Consider the following 25053-nt stretch of genomic DNA (forward strand, 5'->3'; position numbering starts at 1 on the left):
TGCGAGGTGGGTGCGGGGGCAGGTTGTGCAGGGTACGCGGATGCGCGGATTATGCGGACGGTGCGGAGCGGCACGGCGCCGAAATGCGCCACGCGGAGCAGTCTCAGTGCAGCAGCCCCTCGCGCAGAAACGAAAAGTCCCCTTCGCGGGAGATAATCAGATGGTCCAACAGCCGGATGTCGAAGAGCGCCGCAGCCCGGGCAATCCGTTCGGTCAGCACCTTGTCCTGAGGGCTCGGCTCGGCGGCGCCCGACGGATGGTTGTGCACCATAATCAGCTGTGTTGCAAGCAGTTCAAGCGCACGTTTGATGATGAGCCGATGGTCGACCACCGTCCCCTGAACGCCTCCCTGGCTCACCCGCTGCCGTTCGACGATGCGGTTCGACGAGGTGAGGTAGAGCACCCAGCACTCCTCGTGGTCGAGCCGCTGCAACTTGGGGCGGAACAGATGCACCACGTCGTCGCTCGTGGCGATGACGTCAGCCTCGCCCGCACGGCTCTCGGCGACCCGGCGGCCGAACTCGGCGGCGGCCAGCAGCCGCAGCGCCCGGTTGCGTCCCAGACCGCCCACCATCCGCAGCCGCGCCGGCTCCTCGGCGGCGACCGAAGCCAGCGAACCGCCGCACGAACGCAGCACCGAGGCGGCCACGCCGGGCTCCTCGACCAGCAGCGTGAGCAGCTCCTCGTCGCTGAGCGAAGCGATGCCTCGCGAAAGCGCCTTGTCGTACAACGGTTGCATCATCGTATTCATTCCGAAAGTCGGTCCACCTTGTCCAGCAGCGAGGCGCAATCCTCGTCGCTGAGCGAACGCGACACCGAGAAGGCAGCATGCTGTTCGGCCTCCTTCTTCGATTCGCCGGCTCCGTGTCCCATCTCCATTCCGTCGATGAGCACCGTGGAGCAGAAGAGCGGACGGTTCGACGTATAGCCCTTGTCGTGACCCGTCTGGAAAAGGATTGTGTGGTGGTTCTTCTGGCACCACTCAATCAGCCGGCTCTTGAAGTCGGTCTCCGACTCGGTCAGCTGCTCGAGGTCCAGATGACGGTAGTATATCCGGTTGATGAGCAGCCGGTTGACGAAGTCGTATCCCTGGTCGAGGTAGACGGCCCCCATCATTGCCTCGAAGGCGTCGCCGTAGATATGCTTCTGGGCGAAGTTCCCGTTGCCGTTCGAAATCACGTGGCGGTCCAGCCCGATTTTGCCGGCGATGGCGTTGAGCGACTGCCGCGAGACAATCTTCGACCGCAGCTGGGTCATGAAGCCCTCGTCACGTTCCGGGAATTCGATGTAGAGGTAGTCCGACGTCACGGCCTCGATGACGGCATCGCCCAGAAATTCGAGCCGTTCGTTGTTGATGGCCGTACCGTTCTCCAAAACAAAAGAAGCTGACTTGTGTATCAAAGCCAGCTTGTAGAGTTCGATGTTATGCGGGATGAAGCCCAGCATATCATCGATGATTCGGTAGTACGCCTTGTCCCGTCCGAAGGTGCGCTTCAAAGGGCGAAGCAGAAAATCGAGCATCGCGCAGCGGGTTCGGGCGTTAGAGTTTGCGGAAGATGACCGTCGAGTTGTGGCCGCCGAAACCGAACGTGTTGCTCAGTGCGCACTTCACGTCGCGCTTCTGCGCCGTGCCGAGCGTGAGGTTCAGGCGGGGGTCAATCGCCGGGTCGAGGTTCTCGCAGTTGATGGTCGGGGGCACCACGCCGTGCGTGATGGCGAAGATGCAGGCCAGCGCCTCGACGGCACCGGCGGCACCCAGCAGGTGTCCCGTCATCGATTTGGTCGACGAAATGTTGACGTCGTAGACATGGTCGCCCAGAACCTCGGCCACGGCCTTCAGCTCCGGCAGGTCGCCCGCGGGGGTCGACGTTCCGTGTACGTTGACGTAATCAATCTCATCGGCCGTAATGCCGGCATCCTTCAGTGCATCGCGCATGGCCTTGATGGCTCCCTTTCCTTCGGGATGGGGCGCGGTGAAGTGATAGGCGTCGGCAGAGGCACCTCCACCGAGGATTTCGCAGTAGATTTTCGCACCGCGCGCCTTGGCATGTTCGTACTCCTCGAGAATCAGCGCTCCGGCACCCTCGCCCACCACGAAGCCGTCGCGGTCCTTGTCGAAGGGACGCGAGGCATGCTCGGGGTCGTCATTGCGCGTCGAAAGCGCCTGCATCGAGTTGAAACCGCCCACGCTGGGCTCGTTGACCGCAGCCTCGGAGCCGCCGGCAACCATGACGTCGGCCTTGCCGTAGCGGATGGCGTCGAAGGCGGCAATCATGCCGTGGTTGGAGGAGGCGCAGGCCGACACCGTGCAGTAGTTGGGTCCCATGAAGCCATACTTCATCGAGATGAAACCGGCGGCGATGTCGGCAATCATGCGGGGGATAAAGAACGGGCTAAACCGAGGGGTCATACCGCCCTCGGCATAGCCCAGACACTCATCGAAGAACGACTTGAGTCCTCCGATGCCCGAGCTCCAGATGACGCCCACCTGCTCCTTGTCCACGGTCTCCAGGTCGAGACCCGAGTCCTCAACGGCCTGGGCGGCCGCCACAAGAGCATACTGCGTGAAGAGGTCGTACTTGCGGACCTCCTTGCGGTCGAAGAACTGGGACGGGTCGTAATTCTTTACTTCACAGGCAAACTTCGTCTTAAACTTTTCGGCGTTAAAGTGAGTAATCGGTGCGGCACCGCTCACGCCCTTTTCAAGGTTGGAAAAATACTCCTCAACATTATTACCGAGCGGGTTGATAGTACCGATGCCCGTAACAACTACTCTTCTTTCAGTCATAAATCTAAGTTTAAAGCTTCCGTGAAAATCCCTTTTCGGGGCAAATTATTTCTTGTGCTCCTCGATGTACTTGATGGCGTCGCCAACGGTCGTAATCTTCTCAGCGTCCTCGTCCGGAATCTGGATGTCGAATGCCTTCTCGAACTCCATGATGAGCTCTACGGTGTCGAGCGAGTCTGCTCCGAGGTGGTTGGTGAAGCTTGCTTCGGGCACAACTTCCGACTCCTTAACGCCGAGCTTGTCAACGATAATCTCGACAACTTTGGATTGAACTTCTGACATAACTTTAAGTTTTTAGTTAAACAATTATTACTAGAAATAGTTCACGTATTTCCAACATAATTTCGCGCAAAAGTAACATTTTTTTTATTACTTTTGACAAAAGGAGCGTTTTTTTTATTCACAACATTTTCGACATTTAGCACAATTGCATTCGCAACAAATTAAAGAACAGATTTTTATGAAATTGCTTCTCATCTCCAACTCGACCAACGCCGGCGAGGAATACCTCCGCTACCCGCTGCCCGAAATCGGCCGTTTTCTCGACGGCGTGCGTGAACTCGTCTTCGTCCCCTACGCGGCCGTGACCTTCTCCTATGCGGCCTACGAAGCCAAGGTGCAGGCGCGCCTGGCCGAGCTGGGCATCCGCGTGCGGTCGGTGCACCGCAGCAAGAACCCCGCCCGCGAAATCCGCAACGCCGAGGCCATCTGCGTGGGCGGCGGCAACACCTTCGCCCTCGCAAAAAAGATGCAGGAGCAGGGGCTCATGCAGGCAATTCTGCGCAAAATCAAGGCCGGAACGCCCTACGTCGGGTGGTCGGCCGGCAGCAACGTCGCCTGCCCCACCATCTGCACCACCAACGACATGCCCATCGTCCAGCCCGAGTCGTTCCGGGCCATCGGCGCCGTGAAGTTCCAGATTAACCCCCACTACCTCGACGCCAACCCCGAGGGACATGCCGGCGAGACGCGCGAGCAGCGCATCCTGGAGTACATCGCCGCCAATCCGCGCCGCTGGGTGGTCGGCCTGCGCGAGGGATGCATGCTGCGCTACGAGGAGGGACGCCTCGAACTGCTCGGCAAGCGTCCGATGCGGATTTTCAAACACGGACGCGACCCCTTCGAGGTCAATCCGGGCGAGGAGCTCGACTTCCTGCTGTAGGCTGAAGAGGGGCGGAGGCAAGGCTTCCGCCCCCTCTTTCTGTCGTTCCGGTCGTTTCCACCCCTTCCGCAGTCCCTGTCACAGACCTCGCCGTCGTTCCGGTCGCTTCCTTCGTCCGCGAACCTTGCCGCCGACCCCGCCTCTTCCGCCGGCCCCGACGCCCCCGGGCCATCTCCCGTCACCGCTCCGCCACCACTTCCGCCACCGCTCCGGCTCCGGCCGGAGAGAGCCGCTCAACAAGGCACCGATGCAACAGCGCCCGCAGGGTTATTCTTCCGAGCCGCCCGAATCGGGAAGAGCCCCCGGCCGATGGCTGCACCCGGCAAACGGCGCGAACGCCCGCTTGCGACAATCGCCCCACTGCCCCTACGTATTTGAGGAATGTCTCTTCCCATCCGCGGAAGCACACCTTTATTATAGGAGCTATACGGAGCGTCAGCGCGGGCACCGAAACGGCCCGGGCTGCATCGGACATCGGACATCGAGCAATCGTTCCCGGTGCGGAAACGGAAGCCGACCGCGGAGCCAAAGCCCTCTGCGGAACTGGAACCGGACTGTGGAACTCCCCCCCAACTGCGGAACCGGAAGCGGAAATTTGCTTTTCGGCAAAAAAATGCCTAACTTGAGGTGCATTTCGAACCCCACTACCCTTCCGAAAGCGCACCATGGAATCGAAAACGAGCGAAACAGGACGCCGGGGCGAACGGGCCGCCGTCGACTACCTCCGCCGAAGGGGGTACGAAATCTGCGCCCTCAACTGGCGCGAAGGGCGCTACGAGCTGGATATCGTCGCCCGCACGCCGGGCGTGCTCCACTTCGTCGAGGTGAAGACCCGCCGCGAGGGGAGCCTCACCACCCCCGAGGAGGCGATTACACCGGCCAAGTTCCGCGCGCTGAGCCACGCCGCCCGCAGCTACATGGCCGCCTACGCCGTCACGGAGGAGGTGCAGTTCGACCTGGCGGCCGTCACAATGCGTCGCGACGGAGGCTTCGACGTCCGCTTCGTCGAGCAGGCCATGGAGTACAACTGGTGACCGCACGCGCACACCCGTCCGACGGCACGGCAACACTCCGGCCGACCCTTCCGACGGCACCGCCGTGCGAATCAGGCGGATAAACGGCCGGCAATTTTGCATTTCCGCCAAAATATGCTACCTTTGCCGGACTGAAACGGTTGCTTGCGAACCGAAACCGCTCCACCCGGCCCGGATTGCCTCGGACGACGGACGAACGGAGCCCCGCACGGGAGCCAAGGGACGCAAACACAACATCGCAAACGAAGATACCGATGTGGCTCTATAATTTCGGACTCATGCTCTATGCACTGGCCATCCGGCTGGTCTCGCCGCGATACCCCAAGGCGAAGCTTTGGATTGAGGGGCGGAAAAATCTCTTCGAACGGATGGCCGACGCCATCGACCCCAAGGCGCGCATCGTCTGGATACACGTCGCCTCGCTGGGCGAATTCGAACAGGGGCGTCCCATCATCGAACGGCTCCGCAAGGAGTACCCCGAGTACAAAATTCTGCTCACCTTCTTCTCCCCTTCGGGCTACGAAATCCGCAAGAACTACAGCGGCGTGGACTACATCTTCTACCTCCCGATTGACACACCGTCGAACGCCCGCCGCTTCCTCGACATCGCCCACCCCGAGATAGCCATCTTCGTCAAGTACGAATTCTGGATTAACCTGCTCACCGAGCTGCGCCACCGCTCGGTACGCACCTACATCGTCTCGGCCATCTTCCGCCGCAACTCGATTTTCTTCCGCCCCTACGGCAGCATCTGGCGCCAGGCGCTGGAGAGCTTCGACACGATGTTCGTCCAGAACGAGGAGTCGAAGAGCCTGCTGGCCGAACTGGGCTTCGACAACGTGGTGGTTGCGGGCGACACCCGTTTCGACCGGGTGGCCGAAATCGCCTCGGCGGCCAAACGCATCGAGATTGTCGAGCGCTTCCGCGGCGACGAGCGCCTCTTCGTGGCCGGCTCGACGTGGGGCCCCGACGAGGAGCTGCTCATCCGGCTCATGAACGACAATCCCGACGTGAAGTTCGTCATCGCCCCCCACGAGATGGACGAGGGGCGCATCGCCCGCCTGCTCGGCGAAACGCGCGGCGGAGGCATCCGCTATACGCGCTGCACGCCCCAGAGCGACTTCAAGGGGACACAGCTGCTGGTGCTCGACACGGTCGGCATCCTCTCGTCGGTCTACGGCTACGCCTCGTGGAGCTACATCGGCGGCGGATTCGGCGTGGGCATCCACAACACGCTGGAGGCCGCAACGTTCGGCCTGCCGCTGGCATTCGGGCCCAACTACCAGAAGTTCAAGGAGGCGCGCGACCTGGTGACGCTCGGTGCAGCGCAGCCCGTCACCACGTACGAGGAGCTGCGCGACTGGTTCACCCCGCTGCGCACCGACGAGGAGCTGCTGCGCAAGACGAGCCGCATCGCCAAGGACTACACCACGCGCCATCAGGGGGCCACGGGCATCATCCTCCACACGATTTTCCGCAAGAGCGGCACCCGGTAGCGCTCCGTCCGCCGGAGGGGGGGGAAAAAAAAACAAAGTCAGCTGCGACAAAGGGCGAAAGCTACAGAGACAGACAAAACAAGGGGACTTCCATACGGGAAGTCCCCTCGCTCTTTTTCTGTCCGGAGGCACACGGGCTGCTCAGCACTTGTGCGTCATGATGTCGAGCACCAGATGGTCCGTCTCGTTCATGCCGTCGCGGCCAATGGCGGTCAGGTTGCGGATGCAGCGGTCGACATCCTCCTCGATGATGCCCTCGACGGGGGTCACGCAGTGGCCGTCCATCGCCATCATGGCCGACAGCACGGCCGTCGAGACACCGCTCGTCAGCTTCATCGCGCAGCTGGGCTTCGCCCCGTCGCATATCATGCCCGTCAGGTTGGCAATCATGTTCTTGACGGCGGCCACCACCTGCTCGTAGCTGCCCCCCATCAGATAGGTGATGCCGCAACTCGACCCCGTGGCCGCCACCACGCAGCCGCAGAGGGCCGACAGCCGGCCGAGGCTCTGCTTGATGTAAATCACCGTCAGATGGCTCAGCACCAGCGCCCGGATGGTCTGCTCCTCCGTGGCGCCGCTCTCCTCGGCGTAGACCACCACGGGAAGCGTTGCGGCGATGCCCTGGTTGCCGCTCCCCGAGTTGCTCATCACGGGAATCATCGCCCCGGCCATCCGCGCGTCGCACGCCGCCGAGGTGTAGGAGAGGATGTGGCTGAAGATGCTGTCGCCCATCACCCGCCGCTCGCGTTCGCGGCGCAGCGTCTGTCCCACGCAGTGGCCGTACTCGCCCGTGAAGGCCCGCTCGGCTGCCGCCTTGTTCAGACGGCGCGTCTCGAGGATGAAGCGCACCTCGTCGAGCGGCGCCGTCATCGCAAAGTCCCAGACGCGGCGCAGCGTGAGGGGCACCTCGCCCTCCTCCGCCTCATCCGAGGCGGCGCGTCGGTTGTCGAGCAGCACCTCGCCGTCGTGCTCCACGTAGACGAAGTTCGTATGACCGCCCGCGATGACCGCCACGGCCCGGTGCCCCGAGGCTTCGACCTCTACCTCGATGTAGAGCTTCTCCGTGATGCCCTCCTTCAGACCGATGGAGATGCACTTCCGGTCGATATACTCCCGGCCACGTTCGACCGCCTCGGGCGTCGTGTCGCGAAGCACCTCCAGCTGGTACTCCGAGCGGCCGACCAGTGCGCCGAGCGCAATGGCGATTGGGAGGCCTATCATGCCGCCCGTGCCGGGGATACCCACGCCCATGGCGTTCTTGAGGATGTTGGCGCTCAACCGCGCCGTGATTTTTTCGGGCAGGGAGCCCAGCGTCTCGGTGGCACGCGCCACACACAGCGCCACGGCCATCGGCTCGGTGCATCCGATGGCGGGAACCACCTCCCGCTGGATGAGCGCGATGATGCGCTGACGTTCGGACTGAGGAATCATACGGTGTGTTTTTCAGGTTGGTGGGCCGGACCGCGTCCGGCATTCATACAAACAAAGATAGGAAATTTTCCGTATCTTCGCACCACACCCTGCGACACACCGATGAAAAAGCCCGAAAACCGACCCTGGAAGGTCATCACCAGCGAATACCTCGCCCGCCGTCCCTGGTACACCGTACGCCACGAATGCGTCGAACTGCCCAACGGACGCCGCATCCCCGACTACTACATCTTCGAATACCCCGACTGGGTGAACGTCATTGCCATCACGCCCCGGCGCGAGTTTGTCTTCGTGAGCCAGTACCGCCACGCCCTGGGCGAGACGGACTACGAACTGGTGGCCGGCGTGAGCGAGCCGACGGACGCCTCGATGCTGGAGACCGCCCGGCGCGAGCTGCTCGAGGAGAGCGGCTACGGCGGCGGGCAGTGGCGCGAGCTGATGGTCATCGCCCCCAACCCCGCCACGCAGAACAACCTGACCCACTGCTTCGTGGCCGAGGGGGTCGAGCGCATCGGCGAGCAGCACCCCGATGCGACGGAGGACCTCAGCGTGCACCTCTTCACCGAGGCCGAGGTGCGCGAACTGCTCGACGAGGGGGCCATCCGCCAGGCGCTCATGGCGGCACCGCTGTGGCGCTACTTCTGCGAGTTGGGCGAGCAGCGCTGCGCCGCCGCAAGGCGATAGCAGAGGAGCGGTCGGCAGCACAAAACAGACGAGGAGCACCCCGAAAGAGGCGCTCCTCGTCTTGTTTACGTCAATGTGGACTGCTACCTGCCCACGCTTTGGGCCAGTGCGAAGCAGTAGCGCGCCGGGTCGAGCTCCAGCACCGAGAGCAGCTCGGGCGAGACGCTGCCGCGCGTAATCGAACGCAGGCCGTGGCCCGCCGTATAGAGGTTGACATTCTCGGCATAGCCGGCGGCATCCTGACCGCAGAGGTAGTACTGGTGCTCCTCCGGAATGTTGCGCCCCTCGTAGACCGAGCGGTCGCCCACATAGACCAGATTGAGCGGCGCCGTCTCGACGAAGGGCTGCGCTCCCGACACCTTGCGGAAGTCACCCTCCTTGACGCGCACCAGCCGGTGCGCCTTGGCATCGTAGAGGTAGATGCCCTCGGCAAAGAAGGCATAGACGCGCAGCGGATAGAGACCGAGCGCCGAGGGGGCGGTCAGATGGTCGTTCTCGGGACGGTTGATACCCGCAGCGGCCCACAGCACACCCGACAGCTCCTCAAGCGAGAGGGCTTCGGGGGCATATTCACGCCACGAGCGGCGGTTCTGCAGCGCCTCGTTGATGGTGAGGCCGCTCTTCAGTTCGGGCTTCACGAGGGCAATCGTCTCGGCCATCTCCACCGGAGTACGCACCTCTTCGGGTGCCGTCCCGGAGGCGGCGTTGCCGGCGGAACGCGGGCCGCACGACACGAAGAGTGCCGCTACGGCCAAAGCAAGAAGTTCTTTCATACGTTTTTCGAGTATTGAGGTTCTCCAGCAAAGATACGAATTTCATCCGTTTTCTCGCCTTCGCGGCGTTTTTTTTCGCCGGAACGGGAAATCGCCGCACCTGCAGCGGCCGGCTTCCCTCCAAAAAGGCTACCTTTGCATCAACGACACACAAACGACATGAAACCCGACAAGCTCGTCACCCTCTATTTCTCACCCACCGGCACCTCGCGGCGCATCGCCGAGGCCATCGCCGGCGGAATCCGCACGGCGGAGGAGCCCGCACCCCGCTGCTGCGACATCACCTTCGGCGCCGCTCCCGCCACGGAGCTCGACGCCGACGCTCTGCTCGTCGTCTCCGTTCCGGTCTATGGCGGGCACCCCGCACCGCTGGCGCTCGAGCGCATGGCGGCACTCCGCGGCCACGACACCCCCGCCGTCGCGGTGGTCCTCTACGGCAACCGCGCCTTCGACCATGCCCTCCGCGAACTAGACGCCTTCCTTGCCCAGCGGGGCTTCCGCACCGTAGCGGCAGGGGCCTTCATCGGCGAGCACTCCTACTCCTCGCCCGCCACGCCCATCGCCGCCGGGCGTCCCGACGACCGCGACCTGGGCGAAGCCCGGCTCTTCGGCGAGCGCATCCACGCTAAGCTCTCCGGTGCAGGGGCCGCATCCGTCGACGTCGCACGGCTCCGCACGCCCCACACCCCGCTGCTGCCGCTGCTGCGCTTCATCGCCTTTGCCCTCAGCTACCTCCGCCGCCAGAAGCGGCACCCCGTCGTGCTGCTTCCCCGAACCGACGCCGCACGCTGCATCCACTGCGGCCGCTGCGCCACAGGCTGCCCCACGGGGGCCATCACCCGCGGCCGCGAGGAGGAGACCGACCCTTCGCGCTGCATCCGCTGCTGCGCCTGCGTGAAGGGGTGCCCCGTCGGAGCCCGCAGCTTCGAGACCCCCTTCGCCGCTGCACTTGCCCGCAGCTTCGGCCGTCCGAAGCCCAACGTCACGCTGCTCTGAGACGCCGGCACGAGGCGCCGCAAACGCCGTAAAAAAGGGAGGCCCGCACGATGCGGAGCCTCCCTTTATCGTTGGCAGCCGGTGACTGCACGCTACTCCCAGTAGCCGTCGACGGTCATCGGAGCGTCGCCCACCTCAACCTTCATCTCGACCGGACGGTCGGCGCCGTTCGTATAGCGGAAGAGGTAGCTGTGGTTCTTCTCGAGCAGGAACTTCAGCACGTCGTTCATGTCCTGCGTCGGGCCTGCGGTCCGGCCGCCGCCCACCTGCAGCCCGTCGGCGTTGAAGACGTCGACGTTGGCCGCCACGCGGTCACCCGACTCCGCGGCGTGGCGCGCATCGCGGAACATGCGGAACGAGACCCACACGTGCGTTCCCTGCTTCACCTGCTCGCTCTCACGCGAGGCGCTCAGGTCGATGTAGCGCTGCGAAACATTCACCGCATGCACCTCGCGCGACGACTCGCTCCACACCATGGGGAACCAGTCGCCCGTCGGACGGAACGAGACGGCATAGACGGCATGCGCACGGTCGTCGGGCGAAGCCTTGCCGGCGTCGGCGAGGAACCACGCCTCGTCGAGCCCCGCATAGTAATACTCGGCAAAGTGCCACTCGCCGTCGAGCCACACCTCGGTCCAGCTGTGGTTGCCGCGGTTGTCGTGCCAGGCTGCCGTGCCGGCAAAGCGCGCCGGTACGCCCACCGCACGCAGCGCATCGACCAGCAGCACCGAGAGCCCCGTGCAGGAGGCCATGTGCTGGCGCATCGATTCGGCGGGGCTCTGGTTGGTCTTCTCACGCAGGGTGTTGTAGTCGACCTGCACCTCGTCGCGCAGACTGCGGTTGACCGCCTCGAAGGCCTCGCGCAGGGTCTTACAGCCGGCCACGCGGGGGGCGAAGCGCCGGTAGAAGTCGGCGCGCCAGCTGTCGCGCACCTCGTCGACGGCCGCATAGGGAAGCACCTCGTTCAGGAAAATCGAGTCGGGCAGACTCTGCGTCCACGGGAACTCGCTCCGCGCCCGGCAGGCGTAGTGCACATCCTCGCGCAGCAGGTCGAGCGCCATCGTGTCGCGGTCGCCCCGCGGCATCCAGGCAATCAGGTAGGCCATCGCCTCGCGCTCTTCGCAGGGCGTGTCGCTCAGCAGCGCACGCAGCGAGTCGGCACGCGGCGTCTCTTCGAGCGCCGCATCGAGCAGCGGGACGTAGGAGGCGGGAACACCCCGCCCGTAGGGATTCGGCGTACAGGCGCAGAGCACGACGCCGAGCAGCAGGAGCAGTTGTCTTTTCATGGTTCAAGTTGGGTTAGTATCTGACGGACGAGCTCTTCGTCCGCATCGGTTACCACATATTCGGGCACCTCGGCGCAGCCCCCCATCGAGACGGCAGGGTTGCGGTAGCGCATCGCGCTCTCGCGGCTGCGGCGGGCGCTGAAGTGTAGGGCATCGACCCCCGTTGCGGCCAGCAGGCGGGCATTCGAGGCGTTGACGCCGCTGCCGGCCATGACCTCGATGCGACCGGCCGCCCGGGCGACCAGCGCACGCAGCTGCTCGATGCCTTCGAGCGCCGTATTGCGGCCTCCCGAGGTGAGCACGCGGCGGCAGCCGCAGGCGATGAGCGCCTCGAGCGCCCGCTGCGGGTCGCGCACCATGTCGAATGCGCGGTGGAAGGTCACCTCGAGGGGTCCCGCCTCGCGCGCCAGGCGGGTCGTACGCTCCACGTCGACCTCGCCGTCGGCCGTCAGCAGCCCCAGCACCACACCGTCGGCTCCGCACTCGCGGGCGAAGCGTATCTCGGCGGCCATCAGCTCGACCTCGTCGTCGGTATAGAGAAAATCGCCGCCGCGCGGGCGAATCATCACGCTCAGCCGCACGCCCCCGAGCGAACGGGCGTAGCGCAGCAGTGCGGCCGAGGGGGTGGTGCCCCCCTCGAGCGGGGCGGAGCAGAGTTCGATGCGCGACACGCCGCAGCGGCGGGCCACGTCGCACGCCGCACGCGTATAGGCACACAGTTCGGTTGTAATCATCGGAAAGAGGGTTGGCGGTATTCGGTCGATAAAGGTACGAAAAGCGCGCGAGAAATCCAATCCGCGCGGCGCACTACCGCAGCAGCACCGTCACCGACATGGGGCCGTGGGCGCCGAAGACCAGCGCCTGCTCGATGTCGGCCGTCTTCGAGGGGCCCGAGACGAAGCAGCCGTAATCGAAGTCAGCCACATCGGGCCGCACGACCGCCTCGTGCATCGTATCGACCAGCGCGTCGCGCGGGATGACGATGAGCAGCGCCGTGGCCCCGAAGTAGAGCGCCTTGTGGCGGATGTTCTGGCGAATCCATACGGCACCGTTCTCGGCCACGCCGAAGCAACCCTCGACAACGGCCAGCTCGACGTCGACCAGCGAGCGGGCATCCTCCGCCTCGTCGGGATTCATCGTCGCTCCGGCATCGGGCATCGTCGAGGCAATCTGCCGCACCTCGGGATAGCAGCGGCGCACGGCAGCGGCGAGCGATTCACCCTCCTCGACCCATACGGCCCGGCCCCCGGCAGCGGCGAGCCGCTCGGCGAAGGTGGCCGCACGGTCGTCGAAACGCTGCGGCGTGAAGTCAAACTGGGGATAGGGGTATTCGGGCATGCCGTCACGGGCGATGCGCTCGAGAATCTTCGCTTTGCTATTCATGGTCGGTCGTTTTTTCGATTCCGCCCCGCTTCCAGAGGGCATTGAAGGTATGGGGTGCGAAACGGGGCATGGCACGTCCCGGAGCACACCAGGGATTCAGCCCGTTGTCGAGCATCCACGCCGGGAGGTGTTCGGCCACGCGGGCCAGCGCAATGCCGCCGTAGAAGCAGCGCGGCGAGCGCATGATGACGTCCATCGCCTTGACGGCCGCCTTCTTGGCGGGGTCGGCCAGATGGTCGCGGTCGAGCTGCTGGCGCCAGAGGTAGATTTGTTCGCCCAGGTCGATTTTCGCCGGGCAGACGTGCGAGCAGGAGTAGCAGAGCGAGCAGGCCGAGACGTTGCCGTGGTGGAGCTTGGGCGAGCGCAGCATCGAGAGGTTGATGCCCAGCGGTCCGGGGATGAAGTAGGAGTAGGAGTATCCGCCCGAGCGGCGATAGACCGGGCAGGTGTTCATGCAGGCGCCGCAGCGCAGGCACTTGAGCATGTTGCGGTGCGCCTCGTTGGCCAGCCACTCCGTACGGCCGTTGTCGACGATGATGACGTGGATGCGCTTGCCGGGGGCGGGACGGCGGTAGAGCGAGGTGTAGGTGGTCACGGGCTGTCCCGTACCCGAGCGGGCCAGCAGCCGCGTGAAGACGCCCAGCGCCCGCATGTCGGGAATCACCTTCTCGAGCCCCATGATGGCGATGTGCAGGTCGCAGAACGAGGTGCCAAGGTCGGCATTGCCCTCGTTCGTGCAGACGGCCAGGGCGCCCGTCTCGGCGACGGCGAAGTTGACGCCCGTCATCGAGATGTCGGCCCCGAGGAACTTGGCGCGCAGGTTGCGCCGCGCCGCATGGGTCAGGTAGGTCGGGTCGCTGTTGCCCGGTTCGGTGCCCATCTCGCGAGTGAAGAGCGCGCCGACCTCCTCGCGCCGCACGCCGATGGCCGGCAGCACGATGTGGCTCGGGGGGAGCTTCAGCAGCTGCATGATGCGCTCGCCCAGGTCACTCTCGACGGCATCGACCCCGCGCTCGCGCAGGTAGGGGGTCAGGCCGCACTCCTCCGAGAGCATCGACTTGCTCTTGATGAGGTTCTGCCCGCCGTGCTCCTGGACCAGGCGCCACACCGTGGCGTTCATCTCGGCGGCATCCTCGGCCCAGTGGACCTCGATGCCGTTGGCCGTGGCGTTGCGCTCGAAGAGTTCGAGGTAGTGGCCCAGACGGCTGAGCGTATGTCGTTTGATGGCGGATGCCGTCTCGCGCAGCGACTCCCACTCGGGAACCGTATGCGCCATCCGGTCGCGCTTTTCGCGCACGGCGTAAAGCGCCCGGTCGTGCCACGCCATGCGTTCGGCGTCGGCTACGAACCGCTTTGCTGCTTTGGAATGGCTGCTCATGAGTGCGAATTGAGAATTTCGACAATGTGGATGGTCTTCACGGGGAGCTTCTCGTGGTCGATGACCCCCTGCATGTGCATCAGGCAGGAGGAGTCGGCGCCCGTGATGTATTCGGCGCCCGTTGACATGTGGTCGCGCACCTTGTCGCGTCCCATGGCGCACGACACGGCGTTCTCCTCGACGGAGAACATGCCGCCGAAGCCGCAGCACTCGTCGCGCCGCGCGGGTTCGCGGACCTCGATGCCGTCGACCATCTCGAGCAGGTCGCGCAGCTTCGAGAGGTAGGGCTCGTGCCGCTCGCTGGGCGACGAAAGGCCCAGCCGGCGCACGCCGTGGCAGGAGTTGTGGAGGCTCACCCGGTGGGGGAAGCGGGCGTCGAGCCGCTCGGGGCGGACGACGTCGTGGATGAATTCGCAGATTTCCCAGATGCGAGAATCGACGCAGGCATGCTCGTCGTAGTGCTCCAGCAGCCGGGGATAACCCTCCTTGACGAAGACCACGCAGCTGGCCGAGGGGGCCACCACGTAGTCGAAGCGTGCGAAGAGGTCGTTCAGCCGTTCAGCCAGCGGTTTGGCATCCTGCTCGAACCCGGCGTTGGCCATCGGCTGGCCGCAGCAGGTCTGGTCGAGCGGATACTCCACGTCGCACCCCAGCCGAACGAGCAGTTCGTAGGAGGCGCGCGCCACCTGGGGGTAGAGCGCGTTGATATAACAGGGGATAAAGAGTCCGACTTTCATCGATTGTTCTTTGTAAGGTTACGGATATGTTTGTCTGTATGGCGCAAAAACCGGCCTCAAAGATAGCGTGAATTGCGCCAACTTGATATCGAACGGCCCGATTTTCGCCGTTGCCGGTCGAATTTTTCCGTTCCCCTCCCCGCACGCAACCGTCGGGCACGGGCGCCGGATGCCGCAGGAGCGCTTCCGGCCGAAGCGCGCCAGGCGGTCGACATCCCCGCCGCCGCGCTCAATTCCGCCCCCGGTGCACCACCCCGCTACCCCGAGGCGGCAATGAGTCGGTTCGGGCCCCAGCCCAACTCCGCAGCGACCTCCCCCTCCTCCGGCCCGGTCCGCATCGACAAAGGCGCGGCAACCGCCCGCTCCCGGTCCGGCCCCGCAGGGCACAAAAAAAGGGAGAATCCCCTTGCAGGAATTCTCCCTCGTTCGGCTTGGCTGCGACGATTATTTGATTTCGATGCGACGCGATGCAGGAGCCTTCTCCTCGACCTTCTTCTTGGGAATGTCGATGGTCATCACTCCGTGCTCGACCTTGGCCGAAATCTTCTCGGTCTCGACGTTGTCAGGCAGCAGCAGGCTCTGCTGGAAGCGGCTGTACGAGAACTCGCGACGCAGGTAGGTACCCTTCTTCTTGGGATCCTCCTCCTTCTCCTCGTTCTTCTTCTCCATCGAGATGACCAGCTCGTTGTCGGGGTTGACGTCGACATGGAAGTCTTCCTTGGTCATGCCCGGCGCTGCCACCTCAATGCGGAACTCGTCCTCATTCTCGATGATGTTGACGGCCGGAGAGGTCGTGTTGCGCTTCTCAAGCCACTCATTGTCGAAGAAATCATTGAAAATACTCGGCAACCAATTCTGATTGTTACGTCTTGCAGGTACCATAGTTTTGTCCTCCTATTTATTTTAGTTCAACATTTGCTTTTTTGGACCCGCCCCTTTCGGAGCGGCTTCGCCCCCAATATGGTCAAATGCCGTGCCAGAAGGCCAAAGCGCACAGTGTGTCACAAATTGTCACAAAAGCGGACGATTCGTCATGACAAAGAAAGACTCCGCACGCCATTTCGTCGCAACTTGGCCGAAGAATCGCTACCTTTGCGGCATGACACACGACCAACTTCTGTTCCGGCCCGCCGCGGAGGCCGACCTCGGGCGCATCATGGAGATTATCCGCGCGGCACAGGCCCGCATGCGGGCCCGCGGGAGCAGCCAGTGGCAGAACGGCTACCCCGCTGCGGCGGACATCCTGCGCGACATCGAGCGGGGCTACGGCCATCTGCTTGCGGAGGCGGAGACGGGGCTCACGGTGGCCTACGGCGCCGTGCTCTTCGAGGGCGAACCGGCCTACGAGGCCATCGAGGGGCGGTGGCTGACCACAGGCCCCTACGTCATGGTCCACCGGCTGGCCGTGGCCGAGGAGCGGCTCCGACAGGGCGTGGCGCGCCGGTTCATGCAGCGCGTCGAGGCACTGGCCCTCACGCGCGGCATCGGCAGCTTCCGCGTCGACACCAACTTCGACAACGCCGACATGCTCGCACTGCTCGCCGAGGCGGGATTCGTCCGCTGCGGCGAAATCCGCTACGGAGCGGAGCACCGCGAAGCCTTTGAGAAGGTGCTGCGCCGACAATAGCCGCCCCCCACACCAACAGCCGCCTCCCCGCCGTCAGACAGGACGTTAAGGTCCCAAACGGGCGATTCTGCAGCCGCTGCCGCCTCCGGCCGTCGCTTCCTGCCGCCACGGTGCAGAGGTCGTACAACAGCCCCATACGGCCGTCTGCGGGACACCTGCAGGGTAACAAAAAAGGAGCCGCCTCCCGTTCGGAAGGCGGCTCCTTGAATGAATGCCCGATTGGCTACTGGGCCTCGTAGAGGAACATGCCGGTGATGTCCGTGCGCGAATTCGGAGCAAGAGCCGTATAACGGAGGTAGCGGCACGTCACGGGCTCGATGAAGCTCCAGTTCTGCGTTCCGCCCCAGACGTCAAGCACACCGTGGCTCGTCCAGTTCGTCCCGTCGGCCGAGGTCTCCACCTCAATCTGCGTGGGAGCGAAGGCCGAAGCCCAATGGGTGGTCTTGGCACCGATGAGGGTGTGGGTTGCCGCCATGTCGACCATCACCCACCAGGGTGCGGAGTTCGAAGCCACATCGCCGCCGGCCGTGCCCTTCAATACGTTGGCGTCACCCTCGATGCCATCCATCTTCGAGCATACCCAGTTCGTACGGTCAATCTGCTTGGGGTTGGCCGGAGCCTCGGCCTTGAGATTCAGATAGGCGTTCTTCGTGATGTCGAGCGTCAGCAGATTCTGACGCCCCAGCTCCACGCCGGGGTCTGCGCAAGGGAGACGGCAATCGAATACTCCGCCTTGTCGCGCATATCGGCGGCAAAGCTCCAGTCGGAAACGGAGAGTGTCACGGGAGCCGAGACAAGCTCGCCGGCCGGAACGGTCACCTCCTGTTTCGAAAGGGCAACCGCATTTTCAGGCAGCGTCTCACTGGCAACAACATCAAACGAGAAGGTCAGGTCCTTCGCCGCGGCCTTGTTCAGGCCGACGCTGAAGACCAGCGACGCGTCGCCCGTGATGCCCGCAGCCGTATGGCTGAGCGTCACCGACTTGTCGAGGATACCAAGATGCTCGGGCACCAGGTAAGCGTATGTTTCAAACCACGAGGTGTCCCCTTCGTCGTCGCTGCAGGCCGCAGCCCCCACACCGAGGAGGGCTACAGCTGCAAACGCCATGTATTTTCAATATTTTTTCATATCCGTTTTCAATTTACATTACCGTTAAAGACTATTTGCCGTCGAAACGCTGGTTCTCACGCCACGTCAGCGGAGCGCTGGCATGGGCATGACGACCGTTCGAGGTGCAGTCGCTGCAGATGTCGCCGCTGCCCTCGTCCATGCGCCAGTAACCCACCATGTCGTCGGTCGGCGCAATCGAGTAGTAGCGGTTCGACTCAATCTGGCTGGCCGAGATGCACTTCTTCCAGAAGCGGACCTGCGCCATCATGCAATGGTTGCGGAAGTAGGTGGCACCCGAGCATACCATCTGGAGGTAGTCCACGGGAACCGAACCGCCCTTGGTCTGGAGCGTCACATCCTTCACACCGTTGACATAAATCGTCAGCAGACCGGCCGTATCGAAGGTAATGGCCACATGCGTCCACGTCTCGGGCGTGAAGTGCGATACGGTATTCACCTGCGTGCCGAGCGTCTTGATTTGCAGCAGGTCGAAGTCAATCATCGCATCGCCGAAGCGGATGTAGATGTCGTTCGAATCGAAGAGCGCCTGGTTGTTGATGGCAAAGCCGTCCATCCATACCCAGAATTCGAGCGACCACTCGTTGAGGCTGAGTCCCCAGTTGCGGGCCATCTCGCCGCTTCCGTCAAGCGGCTCGCACTTGAGGTGCGACGTGTAGTCCATGTAGGGAACCGACTGGACAAGAGGCTGGTCGCAGAGCACCAGATACTTCGACGAAGAGGGCAGCGAGTTCATCTGCGGCGAAACGACCTTGAGCGGCAGGGCATACTGGGCGCCATCCTCCGCCTCGAAGGGCTTCACCGTGATGACCATCGCGTCACCGCTGGTGAATCCGGCCTGGATGACACCCTCGGCCGGCATCTCATAGTACTCGGCCGGAAGCACCTGATAGCTGCTTGCATTGGCCGCATTGTAGGTCTCGAGCAGCGTCGGGTCGATTTCCAGCTTCACCGTGACATCCGACGAGAGCGGACGCGAAAGCGACGGGGTAAGCGTCACCGTCACATCCTCGGCATCGACCGTAATCTTGCTCGACGTGAGGCCCTTGGAGCTGAATGCCTCCTTGATGTAGAGCCCGTTGTCAATCGTATCGTAATTGGCATCTTCGCACCCCGTACCCAGCACGGCCGCCAGGCAGAGGGCTAATCCGATATAGATTCTGTTCTTTTTCATAACCTTTTGCTCGCTTTGTTATTTCATGGGAGGATTCATGATGGCCGAAGCCTCACGCAGATAGGGGTACTCAATCGAGTGGCCGGCAAGACTGTACTCATACTCCATGTGGTAGGTTCCGACACCGCCCTTGCGGTAGCCGTACTGCGACTCCCACATGGCCATGCCCTTGAGCGAATTGACCGTCTGGCCGTCGCGCGTGGTGTGGGTCACACCGCCGTCGGCAGCGTAGCTCTCGAAGTTCTCGCACCAAATCAACCGCTCGGTCACCATCTGCTTGAGCGCCTCGTCGTCCCCGACCTCAAGACCCCGGAGCAGTTTCTCGTAGCGGGAGTCCAGATTCGAGTAGGAGTAGCAGGCGTAGGCCTGGATGATGTAGTAGTCGAAGTAGTCACGCGCATCGGGATGCATGTTCTGCGGTTCGCCGTCGATGACCAGCAGGCGGTCCGTTCCCGATTTGGGTCCGAGGTACTTGCCCAGCTCCTTGACGAAGGTCAGGAAGTTCGTGCGCTGGCGGTTCGTTTCGGGGTCGCCCGAGTCGCCGAGGTACGGACCGGCAATGTTGCCCGGCGAACCGTAGTTGGCCTCGTAGTCGAAGTCGAAGCCGTCCCAGTCGTACTTGTCAATCGTATCGACAATCGACTTTGCATATTTGGCGATGGCGGCATCGATGGCGGCCTGGTCGCCGTCCACCCAGCCCCAGAAGTCCTTCACCGCCGCATCCTCGCTGGCAAAGCCGTTGGCCTGCCAGTTGTCGCGCACCGACTGGGGAGTCGTCTGGTCACCGCAGTTGGCCACGATGAAGCAGATGGTCACACGCGTGCCCTTCTTGCTCTTCACTTCGCGCTTGTCGGCCCACTTCTCGGGCGAAAGGCCATACCAGTTGCCCCACATCGAGACGAAATCGACGCTGTCGGGCAGACCCATCAGACAGTTGACGGGCGACGCACCCTGACCGGTCCAGTTGCCGAACCAGCCGAAGGTCACCGAATGGTCGGTCTTCTTCCACTCGCGCAGCTGCTCGTAATACTCGGCGGGGCGAGGTTCGAAGTAGTTGTTGGGCTCCGCTTCGGTCCAGTCGCTGCAGCCCGCCACAAGCGCCGCGGCAAATGCCAGGATGCCCAGATTCAATATCTTCTTTTTCATAGTCTTGTTCGAATCTAAGGTTTATACTCAATTCTTCTTGGCCCACCACAGGTCGGTGTTGTCCGAATCCTGACCGTTGCTCAGCATGCCGACGGCCGCCGTCACGTTCGCGTTGTTGGTCTGGTACTCCGAGAGCGAGAAGCGCAGACGGCGCTGCTGGCGCTCGTTGGTCACGCCCTGCGTCGACTGGTTGTTGTAGGCCGGGAAGAGGTAGGGATAACCCGTGCGACGGAAGTCGCACCACCCTTCGAGTCCGTTGGGGAAGTTGGCAATCCACTTCTGGGTGATAATCTGCTCGAGGTGCTCCTCGTTGGACGAAACGGCGCTCCAGGCAATGGGTATCGTACTGCGGTTATTGTAGTTGTAGGCGCTGTTCTTCGGGTCGACGTAGTTGCCCGGCTTGGCCGTGCTGTTGGCGATGTAGTCCTCGGCACCCTGGGCTCCCACCTCGGAGAAGGCCAGACGGATACCCTCCTCATACCAGTGCTGTGCCGTGCCGCCCATGTCCCAGCCCAGCAGCGCACCCTCGGCACGCAGGAAGGCCACCTCGGCGGCAACGAAGAAGGGGATGGGGGTGGTCGAGGTTACGTTCCACTGGGAGTACTCGGCAAAGTCGGCCTTGTTGGCGCCGGCGATGCCCGAACGCACGCCGATGTAGCCGGAGGTGTCGGCAACGGTAGCCTCGGTGAAGAGCTTCTCGCGACGCGGGTCCTCGTAGCCGTTCATGTAGGCGGTGATGGAGGCATTCAGACGAGCCTCGCCCCAGCCCGTACCCACCTGGTAGAAACCGTTCGGGAAACGACCGTTGAGGTTGTCATAAGCGCTGTCGCTGTTCGAGGTCATCACGCCAATGGGATGGTTGACGGCCGACAGGGCCTGCTGCTTGGCGTACTCGGCATCGACGCCCGAGATGCGGATGGCCATGCGCAGCTTGAGCGAATTGGCGAACTTGACCCACTTCTCGTAGTCACCGTTGTAGACACGGTCGTAGCCCGACATCGGACGGTAGTTGGGGTCGATGGCGTTGGAGAGCTCGGCGATGGCGAAATCCAGGTCGTCGAACATCTGGTGCCAGGCCGTCTTCTCGTCGTCGTAGGGGACGGCATACTTGCCGTTGGTCACCTGCGAATAGGGCAGCGGGCCCTGGAGGTTGAGCACATACTGCATCACGGCCACGCGGTGCAGCACCGCCAGCGCATAGTACTGGCCCTGCTTCTCGGTGTAGTTCTCCACCTGGAAATAGGAGGGATAGAACTTGGTGTAATACCAGTCGACGGTCCACTTGTTCCAGTCGTCGTCGATGTTCCAGGTCGAATAGAGCGTCGAACGCGACCAGCTGTGCGGTGCGGTGATGTATCCGCCGAAACAGGCCCAGAAGGTAGCGTTCCGCTGGTAGGGGTTCTCTTCGGGCGACGCGAAGCAGTCCTGCATCTCCGCGAAGAACTGACGGACGTCGAGCGTCGTCGGTTCGTAGGGGTTGGTGTTGTATTCGTCGAAGTTGCTGGTACATCCGGCTAAGGCCAGCGGCAGCAAAGCAACGCCTACAATATATTTCAATACCTTTTTCATAATCGGGAACATTTTTTAGAATTGGAGTTTGACGCTGAAACCTAAATTACGCGTGCTCGGGAGCATGAAGTAATCGTAGCTCTGGTAGTAGTTGTTCGTCGTCGAAGCGGTCACCTCGGGGTCGAACGGAGCCTTGCAGTAAATCATCCACAGGTTGCGGCCCACGAACGAAACGGTCATCCGCACCTTGTCGCGGAACCACTTTGCGGGAAGCGTATATCCCAGCGAGAGCTCCTGCAGACGGACGTTCGTCGCACTGTAGGCGTAGTAGGCGCCGTAGCCGGCGATTCCCTGATAGTAGGTCTTGGCATCGACCTTGCCGTAGTTGACCGGCACACCGCCGTTGTCGCGCGCCTTGCCCGAACGCTCCGATACGCCGTACTGGTCGAGGAACGATTCGGTGCTCGAGAGGGCGATACCGCCGATGCGGGCCGAGAAGGTCACACCCAGATTGATGCCCTTGTAGTCGAAGTTGTTGCTCCAGCCCATGTTGAAGTCGGGAAGAATCGAACCCAGCTTCACATCCTTGGCCATCATCGAGATGGCGCCGGTCTGCGGGTCAACCTTGATGTTGCCGTTCGAATCGGTGGCCAGCACGTGCGCGGCATAGACGTCGCCCATCGAGCCGCCCTCCTTGAGGATGACGCGGGCGTCGAGGTTGCCGAAGTTGCCCTGCTCCCAGGTCTCCATCTCGACCACTTCGCCCGTTGCGGGGTTCACGACGCCGCCGCCCAGGCGAATCACCTTGTTCTGGTTCCACGTGAAGTTGTAGTTGGTGCTGAAGGTGAAGTCACCCCACTTGTTGTTGTAGCCGATGCCCATCTCGATACCCTGGTTCTGGATGTCACCGCTCTGGATGGGCACGTAGTCGTAACCCGACGATGCCGACAGCGGCACGTTGAAGGTCTGGTTGGTGGTGTGCGAACGGTAGTAGGTGAAGTCGAACGAAATCTTGTTGAGGAACTTGGCGTTCACACCGACCTCCCACGACTTGGTCTTTTCGGGCTTCAGCTCGTAGACCGGATAACGGGCAAGCGTCTCCCAGTTCTTCGACTCCTCGTTGAAGGGATACGACGAACGCGTCAGGAAGCGGTCGAAGGCGCTACCCACCTCGGCATACGAACCGCGCACCTTCAGGAAGGAGAGCCAGCGCGGAGCGTCGAACATGTTCGAAACGACGGCCGAAAGACCCACCGAAGGATAGAAGAACGACGACTCCTTCGAACCGGCCAGGCGCGAATCCCAGTCGTTGCGGCCCGTAACGGTCAGGTAGAGCATCGAGCGCCAGCCCACCTCGACGTTGGCGAACACCGACTGAACCTGGTCGTGCCAGCCGGCCTGCTTGGGCTTGTACTTGGTCGTGTAGTCGAGGTTGTGGACGGCAAAGAGGTTGGCGTCGCGCAGGTTGCCCGCATGGCCAATCATCTGGTAGCGCTGGTCGTTAATCGAGCCGCCGATGTTGGCCGACAGCGACCAGTCGTTCCACGTCTTGTTGATGTTGAGCATCACGTCGCCGTAGAAGCTCTGGTAGGTGCTCTGCTCGTCCTGATAGCCGCCGTTCTCGCTGGCCCAGATGGCATCCGTCGTGGCGTACTTCTTGAACGTGTAGCGGTTGGTCGTGTTGTCGACCTTGGCACGTCCCGAGATGTCCATCCAGTCGGTAATCTGATACTTGAGCGTGGCGTTGTACATGTAGCGCTTCTTGTTGTTCTCGCGCACCATGCGGTAGGCTACCCAGTAGGGGTTCTGCAGACCGATACCGGCCGTGGTGTAGGGCCAGTACTGCTCGTAGACCTCACGTGCCGCGTTGTAGCGCTCGAAGTTGCGCACCTCGTCGAAGTTGTCGCCGCGCGGGAAGAGGTAGAGCGACGTCAGCGGGTTGTAGTACTGTCCCTGGGCCGTAAGGTTGCGGTCGTTCTGGATGATGTAGCTGCCGCCCACATCGAGCGTCAGCTTGTCCTTGAGGAACGACGACGTGTTGCGGAAGGTGAAGTTGTAGCGCTCGTACTTCGTGTTGGGCAGCAGACCCGAGGTGTTGGTCGTCGAGGCCGAGACGTAGGTCTGGTTCCGCGAGGTACCCGTCGTGAAGACCACCGAGTTGATGACGTTGGTTCCCGTGTTGAAGAAGTCCTCGGGGTTGTAGCTGCTGTGCTGTCTGGCGCCCCAGCTCTCGAGTGCGCCGGCCGCATTGACGTAGCTGTTCTGGAACTTCGGCATCATGTAGGGCAGCGAGAAGGTCGTGTTGTTCGAGTAGGTGACCGTCGTCTTGTCCTTCGTTCCGCGCTTGGTGTTGATGAGCACCACGCCCGAGGCGGCATCCGAACCGTAGAGGGCGGCTGCCGAGGGACCCGTCAGCATGTTGATGGACTCGATGTCCTCGGGGTTGAGGTCGGCAACGGCGTCCGAACCGGGCTGGTCGGAGAGCACCGAGATGTCGGAGGCGCCGGTCGAGGTGTTGAACATCGGGATACCGTCAATCACGTAAAGGGCGTTGTTGCTCTTGGTCAGCGACTTGGTACCGCGCATCACCACGCGGGCCGAACCGCCGGCGCCGACGGCCGACGAGTTGATGGTCACACCGGCCACCTTGCCCACCATCGAATTCATGAAGTTGGCATCCTTGACCGTCGTGATTTCATCGGACTTGACCTGCTGCACGTTATACGACAGCGCCTTCTCCTCGCGCTTGATACCCATGGCCGTTACGACGACGGCGTTGAGGGCCGTAGCCTCCTCCTGGAGCGTCACGTCGAGCATCGTCTGTCCGACGTAGGGAATCTCCTGGGTCTGGTAGCCGATGAACGAGATGACAATCACGTCGCCCGGCTTGACCCGCGAAAGGGTGAAGCTTCCGTCCATGGTGGTCGTCGTACCCGACGAACCGTCCTGCGTGATGACCGTCGCACCGACAATCGGGCCGGCGGCGTCCTTGACGATACCCTGGACGGAGTTTTCGCCTCCGTTCTGGGCGAATGCACCGAATATGCCGACGACAAGGGCCGCACAGCACGTGGCGAGCATTAACTTAATCGATTTCCACATAATTAAGACCGTTAAAATTAAACATAAGCATACTGTTTGGGTGAATCATGGAAAAAGCCGGAACCATGAGGGTTTGGTTCCGTTTTTCCGACAATCGGTGAAGTTTTTTGCGTGTTTGTTCATAATAGGCTTCGGTTTTTATTTATTTTAAAAAGTTATCTCTATTATGCTCGTTTTTTTCAACGTACACTCGGCCCGTTTTTTAATTTTGACATACGC

24 protein-coding genes are annotated in these 25053 nt (G+C 62.4%); 6 read left to right on the plus strand and 18 right to left on the minus strand.

What is annotated here, in order from left to right; translation table 11 throughout:
* Positions 1 to 103 precede the first annotated feature (103 nt).
* The 4 genes from C8267_RS03310 to C8267_RS03325 are packed head-to-tail and all read right to left on the minus strand — an operon-like array spanning position 104 to position 3070.
* Positions 104 to 739: a JAB domain-containing protein gene (locus C8267_RS03310; protein WP_087361296.1), complete on the minus strand. Its 636-nt coding sequence runs from the start codon at positions 737 to 739 to the stop codon at positions 104 to 106.
* Positions 740 to 747: 8 nt separating this feature from the next.
* Positions 748 to 1521, minus strand: a complete 774-nt coding sequence (gene rnc / locus C8267_RS03315; RefSeq protein ID WP_199792065.1) for a ribonuclease III — start codon at positions 1519 to 1521, stop codon at positions 748 to 750.
* A 19-nt stretch (positions 1522 to 1540) separates the two neighbouring features.
* Positions 1541 to 2788, minus strand: coding sequence for a beta-ketoacyl-ACP synthase II (gene fabF, locus C8267_RS03320; RefSeq protein ID WP_106633606.1), 1248 nt, complete (start codon positions 2786 to 2788; stop codon positions 1541 to 1543).
* Between the two features lie 45 nt (positions 2789 to 2833).
* Entirely contained in the window at positions 2834 to 3070 is a 237-nt protein-coding gene (locus C8267_RS03325; protein ID WP_087361170.1) for an acyl carrier protein, read from the minus strand.
* Between the two features lie 178 nt (positions 3071 to 3248).
* Between C8267_RS03325 and pepE the strand changes: the two genes are divergently transcribed.
* The 3 genes from pepE to C8267_RS03340 all read left to right on the plus strand — a co-directional run bounded on the left by pepE (position 3249) and on the right by C8267_RS03340 (position 6480).
* The gene (gene pepE / locus C8267_RS03330) at positions 3249 to 3950 is read left to right on the plus strand and encodes a dipeptidase PepE (RefSeq protein ID WP_087361172.1); all 702 of its coding nucleotides are present in this window, start codon (positions 3249 to 3251) and stop codon (positions 3948 to 3950) included.
* A 665-nt stretch (positions 3951 to 4615) separates the two neighbouring features.
* Positions 4616 to 4984, plus strand: coding sequence for a YraN family protein (locus C8267_RS03335; protein WP_106633607.1), 369 nt, complete (start codon positions 4616 to 4618; stop codon positions 4982 to 4984).
* Between the two features lie 254 nt (positions 4985 to 5238).
* Positions 5239 to 6480 carry a 3-deoxy-D-manno-octulosonic acid transferase gene (locus C8267_RS03340; RefSeq protein ID WP_087361176.1) on the plus strand — a complete coding sequence of 414 codons (1242 nt, stop codon included), beginning with the start codon at positions 5239 to 5241 and terminating at the stop codon, positions 6478 to 6480.
* Between the two features lie 141 nt (positions 6481 to 6621).
* On the opposite strand, the gene C8267_RS03345 is transcribed toward C8267_RS03340, so the two are convergent.
* On the minus strand, positions 6622 to 7911 hold the full coding sequence (locus C8267_RS03345; protein WP_106633608.1) for an L-cysteine desulfidase family protein: 1290 nt from the start codon (positions 7909 to 7911) through the stop codon (positions 6622 to 6624).
* A gap of 102 nt (positions 7912 to 8013) precedes the next feature.
* On the opposite strand from C8267_RS03345, the gene C8267_RS03350 reads away from it, so the two are divergent.
* Entirely contained in the window at positions 8014 to 8595 is a 582-nt protein-coding gene (locus C8267_RS03350; RefSeq protein ID WP_106633609.1) for an NUDIX hydrolase, read from the plus strand.
* Positions 8596 to 8678: 83 nt separating this feature from the next.
* Here C8267_RS03350 and C8267_RS03355 read toward each other — a convergent pair whose 3' ends face one another.
* A complete protein-coding gene (locus C8267_RS03355) occupies positions 8679 to 9368 on the minus strand; it encodes a SagB/ThcOx family dehydrogenase (protein WP_106633610.1) in 690 nt (229 codons plus the stop codon).
* A gap of 159 nt (positions 9369 to 9527) precedes the next feature.
* Between C8267_RS03355 and C8267_RS03360 the strand changes: the two genes are divergently transcribed.
* Positions 9528 to 10364, plus strand: coding sequence for a 4Fe-4S binding protein (locus C8267_RS03360; RefSeq protein ID WP_087361184.1), 837 nt, complete (start codon positions 9528 to 9530; stop codon positions 10362 to 10364).
* 92 nt (positions 10365 to 10456) lie between these two features.
* Here C8267_RS03360 and C8267_RS03365 read toward each other — a convergent pair whose 3' ends face one another.
* The 6 genes from C8267_RS03365 to C8267_RS03395 all read right to left on the minus strand — a co-directional run bounded on the left by C8267_RS03365 (position 10457) and on the right by C8267_RS03395 (position 16030).
* The gene (locus tag C8267_RS03365; protein WP_106633611.1) at positions 10457 to 11650 is read right to left on the minus strand and encodes a transglutaminase-like domain-containing protein; all 1194 of its coding nucleotides are present in this window, start codon (positions 11648 to 11650) and stop codon (positions 10457 to 10459) included.
* Complete coding sequence (locus C8267_RS03370; protein WP_106633748.1) at positions 11647 to 12381, minus strand: copper homeostasis protein CutC; 735 nt, start codon at positions 12379 to 12381, stop codon at positions 11647 to 11649. The genes C8267_RS03365 and C8267_RS03370 overlap by 4 nt, the downstream gene beginning before the upstream one ends.
* A 76-nt stretch (positions 12382 to 12457) precedes the next feature.
* Positions 12458 to 13033 carry a LutC/YkgG family protein gene (locus C8267_RS03375; protein WP_106633612.1) on the minus strand — a complete coding sequence of 192 codons (576 nt, stop codon included), beginning with the start codon at positions 13031 to 13033 and terminating at the stop codon, positions 12458 to 12460.
* Positions 13026 to 14411: a lactate utilization protein B gene (locus C8267_RS03380; RefSeq protein ID WP_106633613.1), complete on the minus strand. Its 1386-nt coding sequence runs from the start codon at positions 14409 to 14411 to the stop codon at positions 13026 to 13028. The genes C8267_RS03375 and C8267_RS03380 overlap by 8 nt, the downstream gene beginning before the upstream one ends.
* A complete protein-coding gene (locus tag C8267_RS03385; protein WP_106633614.1) occupies positions 14408 to 15148 on the minus strand; it encodes a (Fe-S)-binding protein in 741 nt (246 codons plus the stop codon). The genes C8267_RS03380 and C8267_RS03385 overlap by 4 nt, the downstream gene beginning before the upstream one ends.
* Before the next feature lie 444 nt (positions 15149 to 15592).
* A complete protein-coding gene (locus C8267_RS03395; protein ID WP_087361194.1) occupies positions 15593 to 16030 on the minus strand; it encodes an Hsp20/alpha crystallin family protein in 438 nt (145 codons plus the stop codon).
* A gap of 217 nt (positions 16031 to 16247) precedes the next feature.
* On the opposite strand from C8267_RS03395, the gene C8267_RS03400 reads away from it, so the two are divergent.
* Positions 16248 to 16775, plus strand: coding sequence for a GNAT family N-acetyltransferase (locus C8267_RS03400; protein ID WP_106633616.1), 528 nt, complete (start codon positions 16248 to 16250; stop codon positions 16773 to 16775).
* Between the two features lie 223 nt (positions 16776 to 16998).
* Here the strand turns inward: C8267_RS03400 and C8267_RS03405 are convergent, their stop codons facing one another.
* From C8267_RS03405 to C8267_RS03430, 6 genes are read right to left on the minus strand one after another with little or no spacing between them, the layout of a single operon-like run.
* Positions 16999 to 17466, minus strand: a complete 468-nt coding sequence (locus C8267_RS03405) for a discoidin domain-containing protein (protein WP_106633617.1) — start codon at positions 17464 to 17466, stop codon at positions 16999 to 17001.
* Positions 17439 to 17882: a DUF1735 domain-containing protein gene (locus C8267_RS03410; RefSeq protein ID WP_106633618.1), complete on the minus strand. Its 444-nt coding sequence runs from the start codon at positions 17880 to 17882 to the stop codon at positions 17439 to 17441. The genes C8267_RS03405 and C8267_RS03410 overlap by 28 nt, the downstream gene beginning before the upstream one ends.
* 52 nt (positions 17883 to 17934) lie before the next feature.
* The gene (locus C8267_RS03415; protein ID WP_087361202.1) at positions 17935 to 19077 is read right to left on the minus strand and encodes a DUF1735 and LamG domain-containing protein; all 1143 of its coding nucleotides are present in this window, start codon (positions 19075 to 19077) and stop codon (positions 17935 to 17937) included.
* 18 nt (positions 19078 to 19095) lie between these two features.
* Positions 19096 to 20223, minus strand: coding sequence for a glycoside hydrolase family 18 (locus C8267_RS03420; RefSeq protein ID WP_087361204.1), 1128 nt, complete (start codon positions 20221 to 20223; stop codon positions 19096 to 19098).
* Between the two features lie 27 nt (positions 20224 to 20250).
* Positions 20251 to 21792, minus strand: a complete 1542-nt coding sequence (locus C8267_RS03425) for a SusD/RagB family nutrient-binding outer membrane lipoprotein (protein ID WP_106633619.1) — start codon at positions 21790 to 21792, stop codon at positions 20251 to 20253.
* A 15-nt stretch (positions 21793 to 21807) separates the two neighbouring features.
* Positions 21808 to 24834, minus strand: a complete 3027-nt coding sequence (locus C8267_RS03430) for a SusC/RagA family TonB-linked outer membrane protein (RefSeq protein ID WP_106633620.1) — start codon at positions 24832 to 24834, stop codon at positions 21808 to 21810.
* Between the last annotated feature and the right edge of the window lie 219 nt (positions 24835 to 25053).

Origin of the sequence: Alistipes sp. Marseille-P5061, assembly GCF_900290115.1 — a bacterium.
Lineage (GTDB): Bacteria > Bacteroidota > Bacteroidia > Bacteroidales > Rikenellaceae > Alistipes > Alistipes excrementigallinarum.

Excerpts from the sequence above, each read along its gene's own strand:
- C8267_RS03310 (WP_087361296.1), bottom strand. The coding sequence starts at position 739 with ATGCAACCGTTGTACGACAAGGCGCTTTCGCGAGGCATCGCTTCGCTC.
- rnc (WP_199792065.1), bottom strand. The coding sequence starts at position 1,521 with ATGCTCGATTTTCTGCTTCGCCCTTTGAAGCGCACCTTCGGACGGGAC.
- fabF (WP_106633606.1), bottom strand. The coding sequence starts at position 2,788 with ATGACTGAAAGAAGAGTAGTTGTTACGGGCATCGGTACTATCAACCCG.
- C8267_RS03325 (WP_087361170.1), bottom strand. The coding sequence starts at position 3,070 with ATGTCAGAAGTTCAATCCAAAGTTGTCGAGATTATCGTTGACAAGCTC.
- pepE (WP_087361172.1), top strand. The coding sequence starts at position 3,249 with ATGAAATTGCTTCTCATCTCCAACTCGACCAACGCCGGCGAGGAATAC.
- C8267_RS03335 (WP_106633607.1), top strand. The coding sequence starts at position 4,616 with ATGGAATCGAAAACGAGCGAAACAGGACGCCGGGGCGAACGGGCCGCC.
- C8267_RS03340 (WP_087361176.1), top strand. The coding sequence starts at position 5,239 with ATGTGGCTCTATAATTTCGGACTCATGCTCTATGCACTGGCCATCCGG.
- C8267_RS03345 (WP_106633608.1), bottom strand. The coding sequence starts at position 7,911 with ATGATTCCTCAGTCCGAACGTCAGCGCATCATCGCGCTCATCCAGCGG.
- C8267_RS03350 (WP_106633609.1), top strand. The coding sequence starts at position 8,014 with ATGAAAAAGCCCGAAAACCGACCCTGGAAGGTCATCACCAGCGAATAC.
- C8267_RS03355 (WP_106633610.1), bottom strand. The coding sequence starts at position 9,368 with ATGAAAGAACTTCTTGCTTTGGCCGTAGCGGCACTCTTCGTGTCGTGC.
- C8267_RS03360 (WP_087361184.1), top strand. The coding sequence starts at position 9,528 with ATGAAACCCGACAAGCTCGTCACCCTCTATTTCTCACCCACCGGCACC.
- C8267_RS03365 (WP_106633611.1), bottom strand. The coding sequence starts at position 11,650 with ATGAAAAGACAACTGCTCCTGCTGCTCGGCGTCGTGCTCTGCGCCTGT.
- C8267_RS03375 (WP_106633612.1), bottom strand. The coding sequence starts at position 13,033 with ATGAATAGCAAAGCGAAGATTCTCGAGCGCATCGCCCGTGACGGCATG.
- C8267_RS03380 (WP_106633613.1), bottom strand. The coding sequence starts at position 14,411 with ATGAGCAGCCATTCCAAAGCAGCAAAGCGGTTCGTAGCCGACGCCGAA.
- C8267_RS03385 (WP_106633614.1), bottom strand. The coding sequence starts at position 15,148 with ATGAAAGTCGGACTCTTTATCCCCTGTTATATCAACGCGCTCTACCCC.
- C8267_RS03395 (WP_087361194.1), bottom strand. The coding sequence starts at position 16,030 with ATGGTACCTGCAAGACGTAACAATCAGAATTGGTTGCCGAGTATTTTC.
- C8267_RS03400 (WP_106633616.1), top strand. The coding sequence starts at position 16,248 with ATGACACACGACCAACTTCTGTTCCGGCCCGCCGCGGAGGCCGACCTC.
- C8267_RS03410 (WP_106633618.1), bottom strand. The coding sequence starts at position 17,882 with ATGGCGTTTGCAGCTGTAGCCCTCCTCGGTGTGGGGGCTGCGGCCTGC.
- C8267_RS03415 (WP_087361202.1), bottom strand. The coding sequence starts at position 19,077 with ATGAAAAAGAACAGAATCTATATCGGATTAGCCCTCTGCCTGGCGGCC.
- C8267_RS03420 (WP_087361204.1), bottom strand. The coding sequence starts at position 20,223 with ATGAAAAAGAAGATATTGAATCTGGGCATCCTGGCATTTGCCGCGGCG.
- C8267_RS03425 (WP_106633619.1), bottom strand. The coding sequence starts at position 21,792 with ATGAAAAAGGTATTGAAATATATTGTAGGCGTTGCTTTGCTGCCGCTG.
- C8267_RS03430 (WP_106633620.1), bottom strand. The coding sequence starts at position 24,834 with ATGTGGAAATCGATTAAGTTAATGCTCGCCACGTGCTGTGCGGCCCTT.